10 protein-coding genes are annotated in these 17,460 nt (G+C 29.8%); 5 read left to right on the top strand and 5 right to left on the bottom strand.

The window, feature by feature from the left end; all coding sequences use genetic code 11:
• The first annotated feature begins 85 nt into the window (after window positions 1–85).
• Complete coding sequence (locus ACY2RW_RS09125) at window positions 86–3,526, top strand: PPi-type phosphoenolpyruvate carboxykinase family protein (protein WP_490122413.1); 3,441 nt, start codon at window positions 86–88, stop codon at window positions 3,524–3,526.
• Window positions 3,527–3,769: 243 nt separating this feature from the next.
• On the opposite strand, the gene ACY2RW_RS09130 is transcribed toward ACY2RW_RS09125, so the two are convergent.
• Complete coding sequence (locus ACY2RW_RS09130; protein ID WP_490122414.1) at window positions 3,770–4,351, bottom strand: methyltransferase domain-containing protein; 582 nt, start codon at window positions 4,349–4,351, stop codon at window positions 3,770–3,772.
• Between the two features lie 104 nt (window positions 4,352–4,455).
• On the opposite strand from ACY2RW_RS09130, the gene nadA reads away from it, so the two are divergent.
• Together nadA and nadB are read left to right on the top strand one after the other, a co-directional pair.
• Complete coding sequence (gene nadA / locus ACY2RW_RS09135) at window positions 4,456–5,451, top strand: quinolinate synthase NadA (RefSeq protein WP_490122415.1); 996 nt, start codon at window positions 4,456–4,458, stop codon at window positions 5,449–5,451.
• A gap of 6 nt (window positions 5,452–5,457) precedes the next feature.
• Window positions 5,458–7,059: an L-aspartate oxidase gene (gene nadB / locus ACY2RW_RS09140; RefSeq protein ID WP_490122416.1), complete on the top strand. Its 1,602-nt coding sequence runs from the start codon at window positions 5,458–5,460 to the stop codon at window positions 7,057–7,059.
• Here the strand turns inward: nadB and trxA are convergent.
• From trxA to ACY2RW_RS09160, 4 genes are all read right to left on the bottom strand, one after another.
• Window positions 7,043–7,330 carry a thioredoxin gene (gene trxA, locus ACY2RW_RS09145; protein WP_490122417.1) on the bottom strand — a complete coding sequence of 96 codons (288 nt, stop codon included), beginning with the start codon at window positions 7,328–7,330 and terminating at the stop codon, window positions 7,043–7,045. The two genes, nadB and trxA, sit on opposite strands and share 17 nt — an antisense overlap.
• A 301-nt stretch (window positions 7,331–7,631) precedes the next feature.
• A complete protein-coding gene (locus tag ACY2RW_RS09150) occupies window positions 7,632–8,948 on the bottom strand; it encodes a TolC family protein (RefSeq protein WP_490122418.1) in 1,317 nt (438 codons plus the stop codon).
• Between the two features lie 163 nt (window positions 8,949–9,111).
• Window positions 9,112–12,357, bottom strand: coding sequence for an efflux RND transporter permease subunit (locus ACY2RW_RS09155; protein WP_490122419.1), 3,246 nt, complete (start codon window positions 12,355–12,357; stop codon window positions 9,112–9,114).
• A 49-nt stretch (window positions 12,358–12,406) separates the two neighbouring features.
• On the bottom strand, window positions 12,407–13,522 hold the full coding sequence (locus ACY2RW_RS09160; RefSeq protein ID WP_490122420.1) for an efflux RND transporter periplasmic adaptor subunit: 1,116 nt from the start codon (window positions 13,520–13,522) through the stop codon (window positions 12,407–12,409).
• 320 nt (window positions 13,523–13,842) lie between these two features.
• Between ACY2RW_RS09160 and ACY2RW_RS09165 the strand changes: the two genes are divergently transcribed.
• Both ACY2RW_RS09165 and ACY2RW_RS09170 read left to right on the top strand, forming a co-directional pair.
• Window positions 13,843–16,266, top strand: a complete 2,424-nt coding sequence (locus ACY2RW_RS09165) for a TonB-dependent siderophore receptor (RefSeq protein ID WP_490122421.1) — start codon at window positions 13,843–13,845, stop codon at window positions 16,264–16,266.
• A 66-nt stretch (window positions 16,267–16,332) separates the two neighbouring features.
• A complete protein-coding gene (locus ACY2RW_RS09170; RefSeq protein WP_490122422.1) occupies window positions 16,333–17,448 on the top strand; it encodes a PepSY-associated TM helix domain-containing protein in 1,116 nt (371 codons plus the stop codon).
• Window positions 17,449–17,460 lie beyond the last annotated feature (12 nt).

The following is a 17,460-nucleotide window of genomic DNA, read 5'->3' on the forward strand; positions in this document are numbered from 1 at the left end:
TGATTACATGATATTTGACAGGTTTTTTTTTGAGGTCATAGTTTAATTTTGTTGTAGTAATATAACTAACATCAAGTAAAACATCATGCAAGAATCAAGAAAAGATATTGTTCAGTTTATTAATTTACAATTAGCTTCTTTAGGACAACCTACTTTTAAAGATGTTAAAGGCAAATTTTTAGACCCAAAGTTTGAAGAATTAACAAGCGGACTTGTAAAAAGTTTACAAGAAAAATCGAGATTATTATCTAATCATCATTCTCCTGTAGATGCCAGAATTCAAGAATTTATAGATGATTATTTAAAAGAAATAAACATAAATAAACCAATTGTTTTACCAAATAACACATTAATTTTATCAAAAAAAGGACAAGCAAGAGAGGTTAGTTTACCTCCAGATGGAGATTCTTTTAAAAGCGATTTGGTAACCTCTAGCAGAGTAAAACAAGGAATTTTAAACAATCCTTTACACGATAAAAGAACCACAAAAGGCACTTTTCATATTGTTGAAGGAGATTTACCTGTACCATTAGACAAGTTTGAAGTACCAAAAGTAACTTTTGCTCATTTCTTACATGCAGCTTTTAATCCTTCTGATGATTTAAAAATCCTTCCTTTTACTTCCAATCAAGAAGAAAAAGCAAAAGTGATGGCTTCTATGTTATTAAGACCTACTGTTTGCCCAGAAGTAAAAGAGGTAATTTCTAAAAAATCTTTAGAAGTACGTTTTTTTGTTCCTGGAAACTTGGTAAGTAATTTAGATTTTGTTGAATCTATTTTTGGAAATGCTGGAGATCCAAACTTAGCGCAAAACGATGCTGCTTTAGATACAGAACATTGGACAGGACATACAGGTTGTATCATTTTAGCTCCACAATTAAAAGAGTTAAAAAAGAAAGATGTTGGCTTACCTCATTTTAATGATGCTACTGAGCGTCAAAGAAAAGACGGAATGTGCTGGAAAGATGAGAACGAACTGTATAATAATAGTGGCGCTTTTAAAATTACTTGTAGAGATGACAGAGGTGTTGTTATCACTTTAATTGCAGATAATTATTACGGATATTCTAAAAAAGAAATAAAAACTCAAATTAGTTATTCTGCCAACCTTTTTGGTTTGGTTGAAGAAGAACACGCAGGTGGTGCAATTGCTTTTGCAAGAAGAGTTATGGGAGATACTTTAGATGGTAAAGACTATTCTGAATTCCATAATTTCCAGCATACTTTTGAAGGCGTAAAACAACTTCTAGGTGATACGATTGATGTAAAACCAGAAAATTATGCAGTAGATAAAAAGTATCCAAACATTATTTATATTCCTGAGTTTGCGTATGTAAACATCAACACAAATAGTATTACTTGGATGCACAATAGTAGAGAGCAAAAATTAACTTTATCTCCTTACAAAACATACGTACATCCAACAGGAAACAAATTTAAATTAGAAAAACACAAATCTGTAGATTTATGGAGAATTGTAGATACGTTTGCAGAAGGCGTTTTCTGCCACAAACCTTGTACAGTTTCTGGTGGTGGTAAATCTGAGATTTCTAAATCGATGCAAAATGCGATTACGTATAGTAATTTTAACATTCAAGATATAGAAGAAGACTTTAAGAAAGCTGATGAAATTATAGAGTTTAATTACTCAACTCGTTGGAAAGTTAAAGACCCAAACAGACCTAAATCTAGATCTTTTTTAAGTGAAAAACGTTCTTTAAGTTCTGCTGTAAAATTATTAATTCCTTCAGAAGAAAACTCTGATGAGTACAATGAATTCCTAGAAAATATTCCAGTACACATCCGTTCTTTAGTACTTTTTGTAAAAAGGTTGTACAGACAAGCACATGGTACTTTAAACTGGAAAGATTACATGTCTGTAGAAATTATCAACGGAAAAAAAGGAACAGGTCTTTTACACAACAACACACCAGTTGTTGGTAGTTATGTAAGAATTGGTTTTAACCAAAAAGGAAACTGGATGTTAAATAAATTACGTTCTGACTTTTCTCCTTGTGAAAAAATCCAAACAGAAGATGACATTACAGCATCTATAACTTTACCTAGAGAACAATTATCAAACTTAAATCCAGAATTTACCAATAAGAGTTTAAAATTATTAACCAACTGCGAAGCGCATTTATTTCAAAGACCAGATGAAGCTGTAGTAAGAGGTTATGATAAAGGTGCAGAATTAGATTTGGTTACAGAAGGCCGTTTTTTAACCAATTATGAATTGTTGAAAAAAGAAGATGCCATTGTTTTATATGAAGACACCATCAACTTTGACAAATACACACAACCTGTAAAAGATTTTATTGAAAGTATTGTAAAAAGCGATAAAGAAGAAGAATATTTTGTAGTGCCTTCTCATACAAGAATTGTAAATGGAGAGCCAACTAAAAACCCACGTTATTTAGAGCCTAACAGGTTTGTAAACGAAACTGAAGCTTCTTATTTAGGAGATTTAGGTGTGCGTTTGGTAAGAAAAATTAAATTAAATGAACCTATAAATCATGTGGTAAATGCAGTTTTGCCTGGAAGAAGAAATAACCCTGTAGATAAAGCTGCTGGCATTCGTCCTTTAGCGGTTTACAACCCTATTCATTACCAAGAAACACCAGAATTATTTATGGATTTTATCTGTAGTTTAACAGGTAAATCTCCATCTACAACTGGAGCAGGTTCTGAAGGCGCTTTAACAAAAGCACCCTTTAATATGCTAACACCAACATCAGATTTAAATAATGCCTTGCTATCTCATATTTTAACAGAATCTAACGGATTTAGCACAGCTGCTGGTTATGTTGGAGCAGAAAATAAAATTGATCATGATGTAAGTTTATTAATTCCTGAAATTTGGGCAAGATTAGAACCAATTGATAGAGATCCTAAAGCACTAATTGCAAATGGTTCTCTAGAAAAAATTGAAGATTTTGATTATGAAGGAGAAACTATTTTAGCAAGTAGATTAGGATATAGAATTACCAAAAACTTTTCTTACAGATGTTTAAATAGGATTTTTGATGAACCCAATGCTGTCTTTAGCGAAAGAATGTTAAAACCAGAGTTACAAGGTTTAGAAGATTACGTAGACGGAATCAAAAACATTGTAGAAGCGCAACAAAAAGTAGCTTTAAACTATTTTGAAGATGGTAGTATAGATGCTGCAATTCCTCCTTTAAAAGTGTTATTACACATTATGGCTTATGGAAATTATGAAGGAAAAGACATTAGCGATCCTGAATTACGTAAACTATTTAGTAGAGAATATGTTGTAAATAGCGATTGGTACAAAGAAAGATTGCAATTAAAGCAGCAAAAAGACATTGCTTTTTATGGAAATCAAATAAAATATTTAGAAGATTTTATTGCAAATCCAAACAATACAGCTTTAATTTTTGAAATGAATATAAATAAACGTTTAGAAAATGTAAAACAACTTTATAACAAAGTTAAATCTGAAAGTTATTTAAAAAGTTTAAACGGAACTATAGGAGCAGATCCTTTATGTAGAAAAAAATAATATTTGAATTAAGAGGCTGCTTTTAGCAGCAAATTAGGGCATCGCTTACAGTTGATGCCCTTTTTTTTATACTTATTACAGCATTTACTTTTTGGTGTAATACAATTAGCAGAACAACTATTGTCGCAAACAGTAACGTTTGACATTGAGATTGTAGCCTTTTTTTCTGTATAAAAAACAATCATATTAATTAAATATGATGCAAATATAAGTGTTTATTTAGAATAAATAAAAATAGTAGATTTATTTTTTAATCATTTTAACAAATAATTCTCTTCCTTTTCTATTTCCATAAGAATTGTAACAAGGTTCAAAAATTTCTAAATTAAAGTAGGGTTTAAAATATGCTATATACTCTTTTTTAGTTCCTCCAAAAGGAGGTCTATCTTTATTTAAGGGCACATTAAATAAGACACAAACAATTTGTCCTTTTTTGTTAAGAATTTCATTCATTTTTAAAGCGTATTTTTCTCTTAAATTAGGGTTAATTGCACAGAAAAAAGTTTGTTCAATAATCAAATCAAAAGTATCTTTTAAATCAAAAAAATTACCTAAAATTAATTGTGAATTAGGAAAATTAGGAACTCTATTTTTTATATTTTCTATAGCTGTTTTAGACAAATCAACAACAAAAATATTTTGAAAACCTTTGTTAAAAAGATATTCTGCTTCGTAAGAATTTCCACCTCCAGGAATTAAGATTTTTAAATTTTTATCTTCCAATTGATTAAAATAAGCTTTTAATGGTGTTGAAACTTCTCCCAAATCCCAACCAATATCATTATTTATATAACGATTATCCCAAGCTTTTTCAGATAAATCCATTAATATTCAGTTTAAATTAACAATTTAATAGAATGACTTTTATCATTTCCCTACCAACAAAATAGGCTTTATATTTGCAATCTAGTTCAAAATAAACATTTTTTATGGAAACTTTAGTTACTGCAAAAAAAAATCTAAATGAAAAAGGGTTTTTAGATATTAAAACTCCAAATATTGATTACAAATCTGAAATCTTACGATTAAAGAAAGAAAAAAATGCAGTTATTTTAGCTCATTATTATCAAATTGATGAAATTCAAGAAATAGCAGATTTTGTTGGTGATAGCCTGGCTTTAGCACAACAAGCTGCAAAAACTGATGCAGATATGATTGTTTTTGCAGGTGTGCATTTTATGGCAGAAACTGCAAAAATTTTAAACCCAGATAAAAAAGTGTTGTTACCAGATTTGTTGGCAGGTTGTTCTTTAGCAGATTCTTGTCCACCAGAAGAATTTTCTGCTTTTAAAGAAAAGCATCCAAACCATAAAGTAGTAACATATATAAACTGTTCTGCAGAGATTAAAGCATTGAGTGATATTGTTTGTACATCATCAAACGCAAGAAAAATTATTGACTCTTTTCCAGAAGACCAACCATTAATTTTTGCTCCAGATAGAAATTTAGGAGACTATTTAAACAAAGAAACAGGAAGAGAAATGTTACTTTGGGATGGGGCTTGTATGGTTCATGAAGCATTTTCTATGGAAAAATTAATAGATTTATATAATGAGCATCCAGATGCAGAATTAATTGCACATCCAGAGTCAGAAGCACACATGCTTAAAGTTGCTAAATATATTGGCTCTACTTCTGGACTTTTGAATCACGTTAAAACTAGCAAAAAGAAAAAATTTATTGTAGCTACAGAAGCTGGTATTTTATATCAAATGTTGTTAGAAAACCCTGATAAAGAAATTATTCCTGCACCTGCAAAAGAAGACAATACCTGTGCTTGTAGCGAATGTGCCTATATGAAAATGAATACAATGAAAAAATTGTATTTGTGTTTAGAACACGAACTACCAAACATTGAGGTAGATAGAGATTTGGCTAAAAAAGCCATCATTCCTATTCAAAGAATGCTAGACATTTCTAAATAATTTTTTATGCAGTCTAATCAAAAAATACATACTACAGATTTTTTAGTGATTGGTTCTGGAATTGCTGGGTTAACTTTTGCTCTAAAAACAGCTACAAAATTTGCTGATGCAAAAATTACCATCATTACAAAAAACGAACAAAGCGAATCGAATACCAAATATGCACAAGGTGGTATTGCAACTGTTTACAACAAAACTGTAGATTCTTTTGAGCAACATATTAAAGATACTTTAATTGCTGGTGATGGTTTGTGTGATGAAGAAGTGGTTAGAATGGTGGTTAAAGAAGCTCCTGATAGATTGCAAGAATTAATTGAATGGGGTACAAAATTTGATAAAAATGAAGAAGGTGATTATGATTTAGGTAGAGAAGGTGGGCATTCTCAAGACAGAATTTTACATCACACAGATATTACAGGCGCAGAAATAGAACGTGCTTTGCTAGCTCAAGTAAATGCTCTAAAAAATATCAATTTTTTAACCTATCATTATGCTATTGACTTGATTACAGAACATCAAGTAAAGCAAAAAAAAACCAAAAGAAACTCTAAAATTTCTTGCTTTGGTGCTTATGTTTTAGACATTAATAAATCTGAAGTAAAAACCTTTGTGAGTAAATTTACCATATTGGCTTCTGGTGGAAATGGACAAGTTTATGAAACTACTACCAATCCAATTGTAGCTACTGGTGATGGAATTGGAATTGCATACAGAGCCAAAGCAGAAATTTCTGAAATGGAGTTTATCCAGTTTCATCCAACAGCATTATATAATCCTGGAGAATATCCTGCCTTCTTAATTTCTGAAGCTGTTAGAGGTTTTGGTGCAAAATTAAGAGATTTTGATGGTCATTTTTTTATGCATAATTACGATGAAAGAGAAGAATTGGCATCTAGAGATATTGTTGCAAGAGCTATTGATAACGAATTAAAAAAGAGCGGAAAACCACATCTTTATTTAGATTGTACGCATTTAGATATGGAAAAATTTACAGCTCATTTTCCAAATATCACCAAAAAATGCAAATCTTTAAATATTGATGTTTCTAAAGATTACATTCCTGTTGTACCTGCATCTCATTACATTTGTGGTGGTGTAACTGTAAATAAAAAAGCAAAAACTTCTATCAAAAAATTATATGCTTGTGGTGAAGTAACCAAAACTGGTTTGCATGGAGGAAACAGACTAGCTTCTAACTCTTTATTAGAAGGATTGGTTTATGCACATAATGCTTTTAAAAATGTTTCTAAAAAATATAAAAAAGCAAAACTTCCTAAAAATGTTCCTGCTTGGAATGATAGTGGTGTTGTTAAAAATATGGAAAACATATTAATTACACATGATAGGAATGAAGTAAAAACAATTATGACCAACTACGTTGGAATTGTACGCTCTAACGAACGTTTAAAACGAGCAGAAAAACGCTTACAAGTTTTGTATGAAGACAATAAACGTTTGTATGATTATTCTGAACTTTCTGTAGAATTATGTGAGTTGAGAAACTTAATTACAACTGCCTATTTAATTACACAATTTTCTAAAAAAAGAACAACAAATTGTGGTGGTTTTTATAGTTTAGATTGTGTGGATGCTATTGAGAAAGTATAGCTATCAAATCATTTTTTTGCACAACTCCAGATTGCCTCCAAACCTGTTTCCCAGATTTATAAATAATTAAAGTAGGTACACCTCTTACTTGATATTTTGCTGCTAAAGATTTATTTTTATCAACATCAATCTTTATTATGGAAACTTTATCTCCTAGAGTATCTTTTACTTCTTTTAAAATAGGACTCATTGTTTTACATGGGCCACACCAAGTTGCAAAAAAATCTACTAAAACTGGTTTTTCTTGATTGATTATTTCTGTAAAATTCATTGTTATTTTCTATGATAATTTCAAAATTAAGAAAAATAGATTTCTAAAAATAAAAAATCCGAGTTACAAACTCGGATTTTCTAAACTAAACTATTCTTATAACTCTTATGGTTTCTTATCGCTATTCACCAACAAAAATAACGCAGTAACTAAACCTACAACAACTAATGCAAATACACCAATCATGAAAGTGCCATTTGTCCAAGAAACCAGGGGGGTAAGGTTAAAAAAATTCATCTCTATTTATTTAAGTGTAAAGATAATAGCAAGTTTTTGTTTAAAATATGACAAAAGTCAGTTTTTAAAAATTTACGTTTAAAATATCTCCACTTAATTGCAATAGTTGTATTTCAATTAATTTGGCATCGTACTTTGCATTGTTAAATGCAGTTTTAGAATTGATTAAATTAATCTGTGCTTGCCTAAATTCTATAGAAGACACTTGCCCTAATTTGTAGCGTTCTTGTGTTCTATCAAAATTATTTTGAGTGGTTAACACATTGGTTTCTTGCGCTTTTAAAATAAATAATTGGTTTTTATAATTCTCCCAAGTGTTTTTTAAATTGTTTTTTATATTTATTTTTTGTTGCTCTAATAATATTTGTTGATTGTCTAAAGCTATTTTTGCATTGGCTATTCTTGTTTTTCTGGTTCCACCATCAAAAATATTCCAAGTTAAATTTAAGCCTGCGTTTAAACCATCTGAAGTAATTAATCTTGCTCCAAATGGGTTGACTAAATTTTCGTTTTCTGTTCTATTAAAACCATAAGATGCATTAAAACCCAATGTTGGAAAATAATTTGCTTTATTTACTTTTAAATTAAACTCGCTAATGGCAATGTTCTTTTTATTCTGATTCAGCAATGAATTGTTCTGTAAAGTTTTTTGTTGTAGGTCTTCAAAATTCATCATTTTATCAAAATCAACTTTAGTTTCTACTTCATAGTCTACATTTTTTTCTACACCTAAAATTACATTTAAACCACGTTTTGCATTGTTTAATTGTTGGCTTGCATTAATTAAAGTAATGCTATCATTATTTACATCAACCTCAGCATTTAGTAGTTCTAATCTGGTAGATTGTCCATATTCATATTGATATTTTGCACGTTGCAATCTACTTTTAGAAATGGTAAGAGCTTGATTTAAATTGTTTTTATTTTCTGACAATCTTGCAATTTGAAAATAAATAGTAAACAGCTGTAAATACGTATTTTCTATGGTTTCTTTGGCTTGTAATTCTGACAAGTTGTACTGTTCTTTAAGCTGTTTATAATTATATTTTCTACCTAAACCATCAAAAATAGTATAGTTTAAACCCAAAGATGCTGAGTATGTTTTGGTAACAACTCCATTACCAACTCTTTCATTATCTGCTCCTGTATTTGGATCTGTAAAAACAATGGTTTGATTGTTTCTGCGATAATCTGCACCAGAGTTAAGTGTTGCTGTTGGCAAATATCTGCTGTTATAAATACTCGAATTATTTTTAGCAATTTCCAAATTATTATTCGCAACTTTAATTCCGAAGTTATTTTCTAAAGTAATTGCAAGTGCTTCTTTTTTTGTTAAAATTTCTTGCGAAAATAATTGTGATGTTATGAAAAATAAAATCACTGTCACTTCTAGTGATTTTTTTGAGGAACAATAAAAAATAGTATCGAGAAGTCTGTATATTCTCGATAGTTCTACTGAGCAAAGTCGAAGTACAAATTTCACTTCTTTCATCAGTGAAATCCACTCGAATTGACAAACTTGAAATAAAGTCGTAAAATATTTTTTATTCAATTTCATAAACTTCAGGTTTTGGGTTTACAAACTTTTTCTCTTTATCATTATCTTCATCATATTTAGATTCTTTAATGGCTCTTTCTACTTCTTCTTTGGTTATTTTGTTTCCTGTTCTTAGCCATTTTGCATTTACTTTTATAGCATTAGAAACAGACAACATCATTGGCAACATTATTAAGGTTAAAATGGTTGCAATTGCAATACCATAAGCAATAGAAATTGCCATAGGAATTAAAAATTGTGCTTGTCTACTTTTTTCAAAAATTAAAGGTGCTAAACCTGCAACTGTAGTTAATGTTGTTAAGAAAATGGCTCTAAAACGAGATTGACCTGCTTTTACCAAAGCCTCATCATACTTTATACCTTCTTTTAAATAACTATTAAATTTCCCTATTAATACTAAACCATCATTTACCATAATTCCTATTAAAGCTATGATTCCTAAAAAGGATAAAATTCCGATAGAAAAATTATGAATATAATGCCCCCAAATAACACCTATCATGCTAAAAGGAATCATAATTATTAATAAAACTGGTTGGCTGTAAGAACGGAAGGTGAATGCAATTACAATATAAATTAACAGTAAAATAATGGGACCTACAATATTTATAGAATCTGTGGTTTTTTTGGCTTCTCTATTTTGCCCTTCGTAAATTGGCTTTACAGTTGGGTATTTAGACAAAATTTCTGGCATAATTACCGTTTTTATATTGTCTAAAATATCGGTTTCACTTGCTGTTAAATCTTTTAAATCTGCAGTTACTTGAATTTCTCTTTTTCCTTCTAAATGATTAATGGCAATATCTCCTCTTTCAATTTCATAAGTAGCAATTTCAGAAAATGGAATTCTTGTTCCATTTGGAGCTACAATTCTCATATCATCTAAATCTTTTATAGAAGATCTGTCTTTTTTATCATAACGTACCCAAACTTTTATTTCGTCTTGCCCACGTTGAAAACGTTGTGCTTGAAAACCGAAAAAACCTGCTCTAACTTGAGACATTATAGACTGTAAATTCAATCCTAATAAATAGGCATTGTCTTTTAAGTTGATGCGAACTTCTTTGATTCCTGCAGGATCATTATCAGAAACATCTTTTAAAACTGGGTTGTTTTCTAGTGCTTGTTTTAGCTCATTTTTTACAGCTTTTAGCTCTCTAATATCATTTCCAAGCAAAGAAACTGCAACTGGACTTCCTCCAAAATTACCTCCAGAACCAAAAGTTAAACTTTCTACTCCGTAAACTTTACCAACTTTTTGTTGGATAGAATTTGTAATTTCTGGTGATGAAAAATCACGCGCTTCTCCAGGTAATAAATTTACAGTTAAAGTGGCATTTGCACTTCCTGGACCTACTCTTTTAATTACATTTTCTACTATATTTATATTGCCAGTTTGTTTTTTAGAATACTCATCATTTGTAATCCACACTTTTTCTTCGATAACAGAAATGATAGAATCTGTAATTTTTTCGTTAGTTCCTTGTGGCATATTTAGTGTAATCTGCACGCGATCACTGGCAATTCTTGGAAAAAAAGAACTTTTTATAACACCACCTCTTAATGCAGAAAAACTAATTAAAAGTGTTGCCACAAAAAGACAAAAAATAAAGAATTTATTTTTTAAAGAAAACTTTAAAAATGGCACATAATAATTATCTCTAACTTTCCCTAAAAAAACATCTGCTTTTGCATTTATTTTTTTGAAAAAGCCATCAATACCATTTGATTTTTTTACAACGCCATTTTCCATTCTTTTTCTATCTAAAGCTTTAGAATGGGCAATATGTGCAGGTAAAATTATTAACGCTTCTATTAAAGAAACACTTAGTGTTAAAAGCACAATTGTAGAAACTTCGCCAAAGAAACTACCTATTCTACCATCCACAAAAAAGAAGGTAGAAAAAGCGATAATTGTGGTTAAAATTGCAGAAACAATTGGTGGGATTACCTCTAAAGTTCCATCTATGGCTGCATTTATTTTAGATTTTCCTAAGTCGTAATAATGATGGTAAATGTTTTCTCCAATTACAATTCCATCGTCTACCAAAATTCCGATTACAATAATCATCCCAAATAGTGATAAAACATTGATGGTAACATCAAATTGAGCTGCAAAAATAAACATCCCAAAAAAGGCAACAGGCAGACCAAATGCTACCCAAATTGCCAAACGTAAATTCAAGAAAAGTGCTAAGAAAAAAAGAACTAATAAAATACCAACAACTCCGTTTTCTAACAATAATTTTGTTCTTCCATTTAAAGTAATAGAAGCATCACTAGAAACATTTAATTGTACATTTTGTTGTTTTTGATTGAATTCATAAATATATTCTTTAATCTTATCTGCAGATGAAATTAAGTCTTCATTATTAGTATTGCTAACAGTTACATTTATTGCCAAATTGCCATTATAATACAATCTGTCTGGGTTTTCTGACCAAATATCATTTACAGAAGCAATATCTTTTAGACGAATAATATTACCATTTTGTTCTGTTCTAACAATTAAATTCTGTAATTCTACTCCATAATAAGAGCGATTACTGGCTCTAATTAAATAGTCTTCTTCTGCTGTTTTTATGTTTCCACCTGTTATTAAAAGATTCGAATTTCTAATGGCATTAGAAACCTCTGCAAAAGACATGTTAAAAGCACGTAAATCATTCTCACGAACTGCAATTTCTATTTCTTCATCTGGGAAACCAGAAATTTCAACCTGAGAGATTCCATCAATTCCACGAATATCATTTTCTACATTTCTTGCATATTGTTTTAAGGATTTTAGCGAAACATTTTCTCCACTAACTGTAAAACTAATAGTGGGTCTTATACTTTCTACCTTTGCAATAACTGGGGGTTCCATACCAGATGGAAAAGAAGGAACTCTGTCTACTGCGTTTTTTACATCCGATAAAACTACGTCTATGTTTTTTCCTTTTTCTACTTCTACATTTACGCTTGCTGCGTTTTCTCTAGAGACAGAAGTAACTCTTTCTACACCAACAATTCCTTTTAAATTATCTTCAATTTTAAGCACAACACCTTCTTCCATTTCTGCTGGAGAAGCTCCTGGATAAGCTAATGTTATTCTTATGAGTTGCGAATCTACCAATGGAAAAAAAGAAGATTTCATGCTTAAAACTCCTACCAAACCAAAGATGATAAATGCAAAAATCATCACATTTACTGCAACAGAATATTTTATAAAATAAGTAATTATTTTTCTCATTTATGCTGAATTTACTTGTACTGAATTCATTTCAGTATTTCAGTATCTATTACTTCTTTTTATTAATCTTAACAATCATCCCATCAAAAGCTCCAGGTAAAGCTTGTGTAAGAATTTTATCATTATTTTTTAGCCCCTTAATTATTACTTTTTCTGCCCCAAAATAAACAGGATTTACTTTTAGTAAACTAAGTACAGAATCATTTTTAACAGTATACACAGCTGTATTATCTATTAATAATTTTCTTGGAATTTCTATTGCTTCTAATTCTGATTTTGCAATTAATTCTGCCTCTAAAAACATACCCTCTTTTAAATCTGGGTGTTTTACATCTATAAAAGCTTTTATGGTTTGCGATACTTGGTCTACTCTACCATTTACACGAACTACTTTACCAGTGTATTTTTTAGTTTTTTCTAAGTTTGTTAATGTTACAGAGTTGCCTACTTTTAGCAAGTCTGCAAATTTTGCATTTATAGAAACCTCCATCTCGTAAATGTCTGTGTCTATAAATTCGCCCAATTTTTGTCCAACTCTTACCAAAGTTCCAGGGCTTACCAAAGCTTCTGTAAGAATTCCAGAGAAAGGTGCTTTAATTTGATGTTTAGAATACCTAACTTCTAAATTTTTTACATTGTAATACGCAGTTAAAATACCTCTACCAGAAATAAAGTACTTTTCTTTATCAGAATTAAACTCAGGTAATTTTGGGGTTGTTTTTTTCATTGTAAATCCTTTTAAATAATCTTCCCATTTTTTAAATTGGGTTGGATAATCTAAACGAATATCTGGCATTATAGCTGTAATTAAATTGTATAAATTACTTTTTTGAGACTGCAAACTTGCATAAAATTCATCACTGGTAATGCTTAACAAAGTTTCGCCTCGATAATATTTTGTACCTGCTTTAAATGCTTTTTTAGAAGATTTTAAAACTCCTTGAACTTCAGAAAAAATATCTATTTTATTTTTTGCAATTAAATTACCACTTGCTTTTAAAATAATAGGAATTTCTTTATTTTCTACATTCTTTACAAAAACTGTTTTTATTTGTTTTTTAAAAGTTGGCCTAGGTTTGTTATTCTTTTCTACCAAGCGATTACCAAAATATATTGCGCTTACAATAGCTAAAACTCCTAGAACTGCTAGAATTATTTTTCTCATAATTAGTTAGTTGTACTTTCTTTAGAACTAAAAAAGAAAGATTTAATAGTTCTTGCAAAGATACTTTTTAGACATAACCTTATTTTGTTTGTTTAAATCAACTTTGTTAAAGAAATGTTATAATTAGATAGTTTTAGATGTTTTTTTAACAAAAAAGATCTAGAACTATCTATTCTTCTTTTTTTTTTTGGTGTTTTCAATATTGATATTTTACTTAAAAAAACCTTATTTAGATTTGTTATAAATAATTTGCGTACTTCATTTCTACTAAATATATTTGCCGAAAATATATTATTTATAATTAGTCTAAATAAAAATAAATGAAAAATCAATTCTTAACATTCGTTTTAATGTTTGCAAGTATTCTAACTTTTGGTCAGAATGCAAAAATTACTGGAATCATTCAAAGTAACTCTAAACTACCATTGGCTGAAGTTACAGTTTTAATTAAAAACACAACAAAAGGAGCACAATCAAATGAAAATGGCGTATTTGAAATAGGAAATATTAAAGAAGGAAATTACGTCTTATCAATATCTTATCTGGGTTTTAAAACTAAAGAAATTAAAATATCTGTTTTAAAAAATGAAATAAAAAATCTTGGAACTATAACCCTTTTTGAAGGAAATGAAATCTTAAGCGAAATTATTATTAAAGGAAATAGAACCAATAAATTTTCAAGAAAAATAACTGCTTATGTTGCAAAACTTCCTTTAAAGGATATCGAAAACACACAAGTTTATAGCACAGTAACCAATGAACTATTAGAATCTCAAATTGTTACAAATTTTGATGATGCACTAAAAAACACAGCTGGTATAGAACAACTTTGGACTTCCACAGGAAGAGGTGGAGATGGAGCAGGATACTATTCTTTACGTGGTTTTTCTGTGCAACCTCAATTGGTAAATGGTTTGCCTGGTTTAACAAACGGAACTATAAATCCTGCAAATATTGAAAGAATTGAAGTGCTAAAAGGGCCTTCTGCAACTTTATTTGGAAACGCAGTAAGTTCTTATGGTGGTCTAATAAATGTGGTTACAAAAAAACCTTTTGTTGGAACTGGTGGCCAAATTTCTTTTACTTCTGGTTCTTTTGGTTTGAATCAAATTATTGGTGATTTTAATACTGCTTTAAGTGAAGAAGATCATATCTATTTTAGATTAAATACTGCTTATACTTCGCAGCAAAGTTTCCAAGATGCAGGTTTTATGAAATCGTTTTTTGTAGCTCCTTCTCTTTCTTACAAAGTAAACAACAAATTGTCTTTCTCTTTTTATGCTGAAATTACGCAAGCAGAACAAACAAACCCAACATTTTTATTTTTAAACAGATCTGCTCCTCAAAAATCTAACAACTTAACTGACTTGGGTTACAGTAACAAACTATCATTTACCAGTAACGATTTGACTTTGAAAAATCCAAATCAGAATTACAGGTTAGAAATGGACTATAAATTGTCTGATAGTTGGAAATCGCAATCTTTAGTATCTAAAAGTACAACTTCAACTACTGGTTATTATTCTTACTTATTCGATTTTGGGACCTTTGCTACTGATACATTTACGAGATACATCAACAAACAAAACTCCAATACACAAACCACAGACATTCAACAAAATTTTATTGGAGATTTTAAAATTGCTTCTTTAAGAAATAGAATGGTTATTGGTGCAGATTATTTTTCTGCTACAGAAACTAACAATAGCACTGGTTATGCTTTTTATGGAAACGTAACTCCAAGTGGAGATACAAATGGAGACAATCCTTTTACACCTGTAGTAGAAACAGATGCTTATCCTTTATCTACTTCTGGTGTAGATGCAGCTTTGGCTTCACAAGGAGTTTCTAATGCAAAATCTAAGTATGAAATTTATAGTTTGTATGCTTCTGATGTAATAAATATGACCAATAATTTTTCTGCAATGGTTGGTTTACGTTTAGACAGATTTGTAAATGAAGGTGATGTTGCAAATACCACAGACAATTTTAATCAAACAACAATCTCTCCAAAATTCGGATTATTATATCAACCAATTCAAAATAAATTATCGCTTTTTGCAAATTACCAAAACGGATTTACAAATGTTGCACCACAATTAGTTGGAGATCCAAATGCAGGACCTCAAACATTAAAAACGTTTACTCCAGAAGAAGCAAATCAATTTGAATTTGGTTTCAAAACCAACTTGTTTAAAAACAGGTTAAATACAACCCTAAGTTATTACGATATTAAAGTTACAGATAGGGTTATTACAGATCCATCATCAGCATTTAATAAAATTCAAGGAGGAGAAGTTGTTAGTAAAGGCTTCGAAATTGAAGTAAATGCAAACCCTGTAAATGGTTTAAATATTAGAGCAGGTTTTAGTAATAATGACAGTAAAACTACAAAATCTGACAATAAACAAATTCTAAATAAACGCCCCTTAGAAGCTGGCCCAAAAAACTTATACAATCTTTGGGCTAATTACGAATTTCAAGAAGGAAATTTAGAAGGTTTTGGAATTGGTTTTGGATTTAATGGAGCAAGTGAACGCGCAGCAATAAACTACACTTCTACAGGCGATTTTATGTTGCCAAGCTATACAATTGCAAATTCATCACTTTTTTATCAAGCAGAAAAATATAGAGTCGGTTTAAAGGTAAACAATATGTTTAATAAAGAGTACTATAAAGGTTGGACAACTATAAATCCACAAGCTCCAAGAGCGGTTTTAGCAAACTTTACTTATAAATTTTAAGGAATTAATCTTCAACAAAAAGAGCACCAATTAACAGGTGCTCTTTTGTTAGTATCATTATATATTATGACAACAAAAAAAATAATTTTTCAGCTTCATAAAATACTTGGTTTGGCTACAGGTATTGTCGTTTTTATTGTTTCTATAACAGGTTGTTGTTGGGCTTTTAGAGACGAAATTGAAAGTTTATATGATGATTATAAAACAGTAATTCCAAAAGAAACAGCAATAATTACAGTTACTGAAGCAAAAAATATTGCGAAAGAAATTTTTCCTAACAATCATGTTCATGGAACTCTTTTTAAAAAACAAACTGATGCTGTAGAAGTAATTTTTTATGATGCAGAACCAGAATTTTATCAAAGTGTATTTTTAAATCCATATTCTGGAGAAGTAATTCAAATTGATGATCATTTATCAGGATTTTTTGCATTTGTTTTAAAAGGACACATGCGTTTGTGGTTGCCTAAAGAAATTGGAGAACAAGTTGTTGGTGCATCCATTTTAATTTTTATTTTAATTACAATTTCTGGCTTTATTTTATGGATTCCTAAAAAGCGTAAAAACCTAAAACAACGTTTAAAATTCGATTGGAAAAAAACCACAAAATGGAAGCGAAAGAATTTCGATTTGCATACAGTTATTGGTTTTTACATTTGTGCTTTGGCGTTAGTTATTGCTTTTACGGGTTCTATTATGTCTTATAATTGGCTTAAATATGTCGTTTACAAATCTACTGGAGGACAAAAAGAAGTCTTCTTCGAAGTTCCGAAAAACATTTCTATTTCTAAATATAAAACTATAAAACCCATAGATTTATTAATACCAAAACTCCAAAAAGAAAATCCAAATGCAGAAAGTTTTGAACTGCATTACCCAAAAACTGATGAAGAAAGTATTTATGTAGAAGTTTCTAATACAAAAGGTATTTATTACAATTCAGATTATCGTTTTTTTGATCAAAACACACTTAAAGAAATTGAAACTGAAGCAATTTATGGTAAATATAAAAATGCGACAGTACAAGATAAAATATTAAGAATGAATTACGATATTCACATAGGTGCAATTGGCGGACTTGCAGGAAAAATAATTGCATTTATAATAAGCTTACTAACAGCAACTTTGCCAGTAACAGGTGTACTTTTATGGTATGGAAGAAAATATAAAAAGAAACATTAGTATTTTCTTATT

This window comes from Polaribacter sp. 2305UL8-11 (assembly GCF_058147165.1).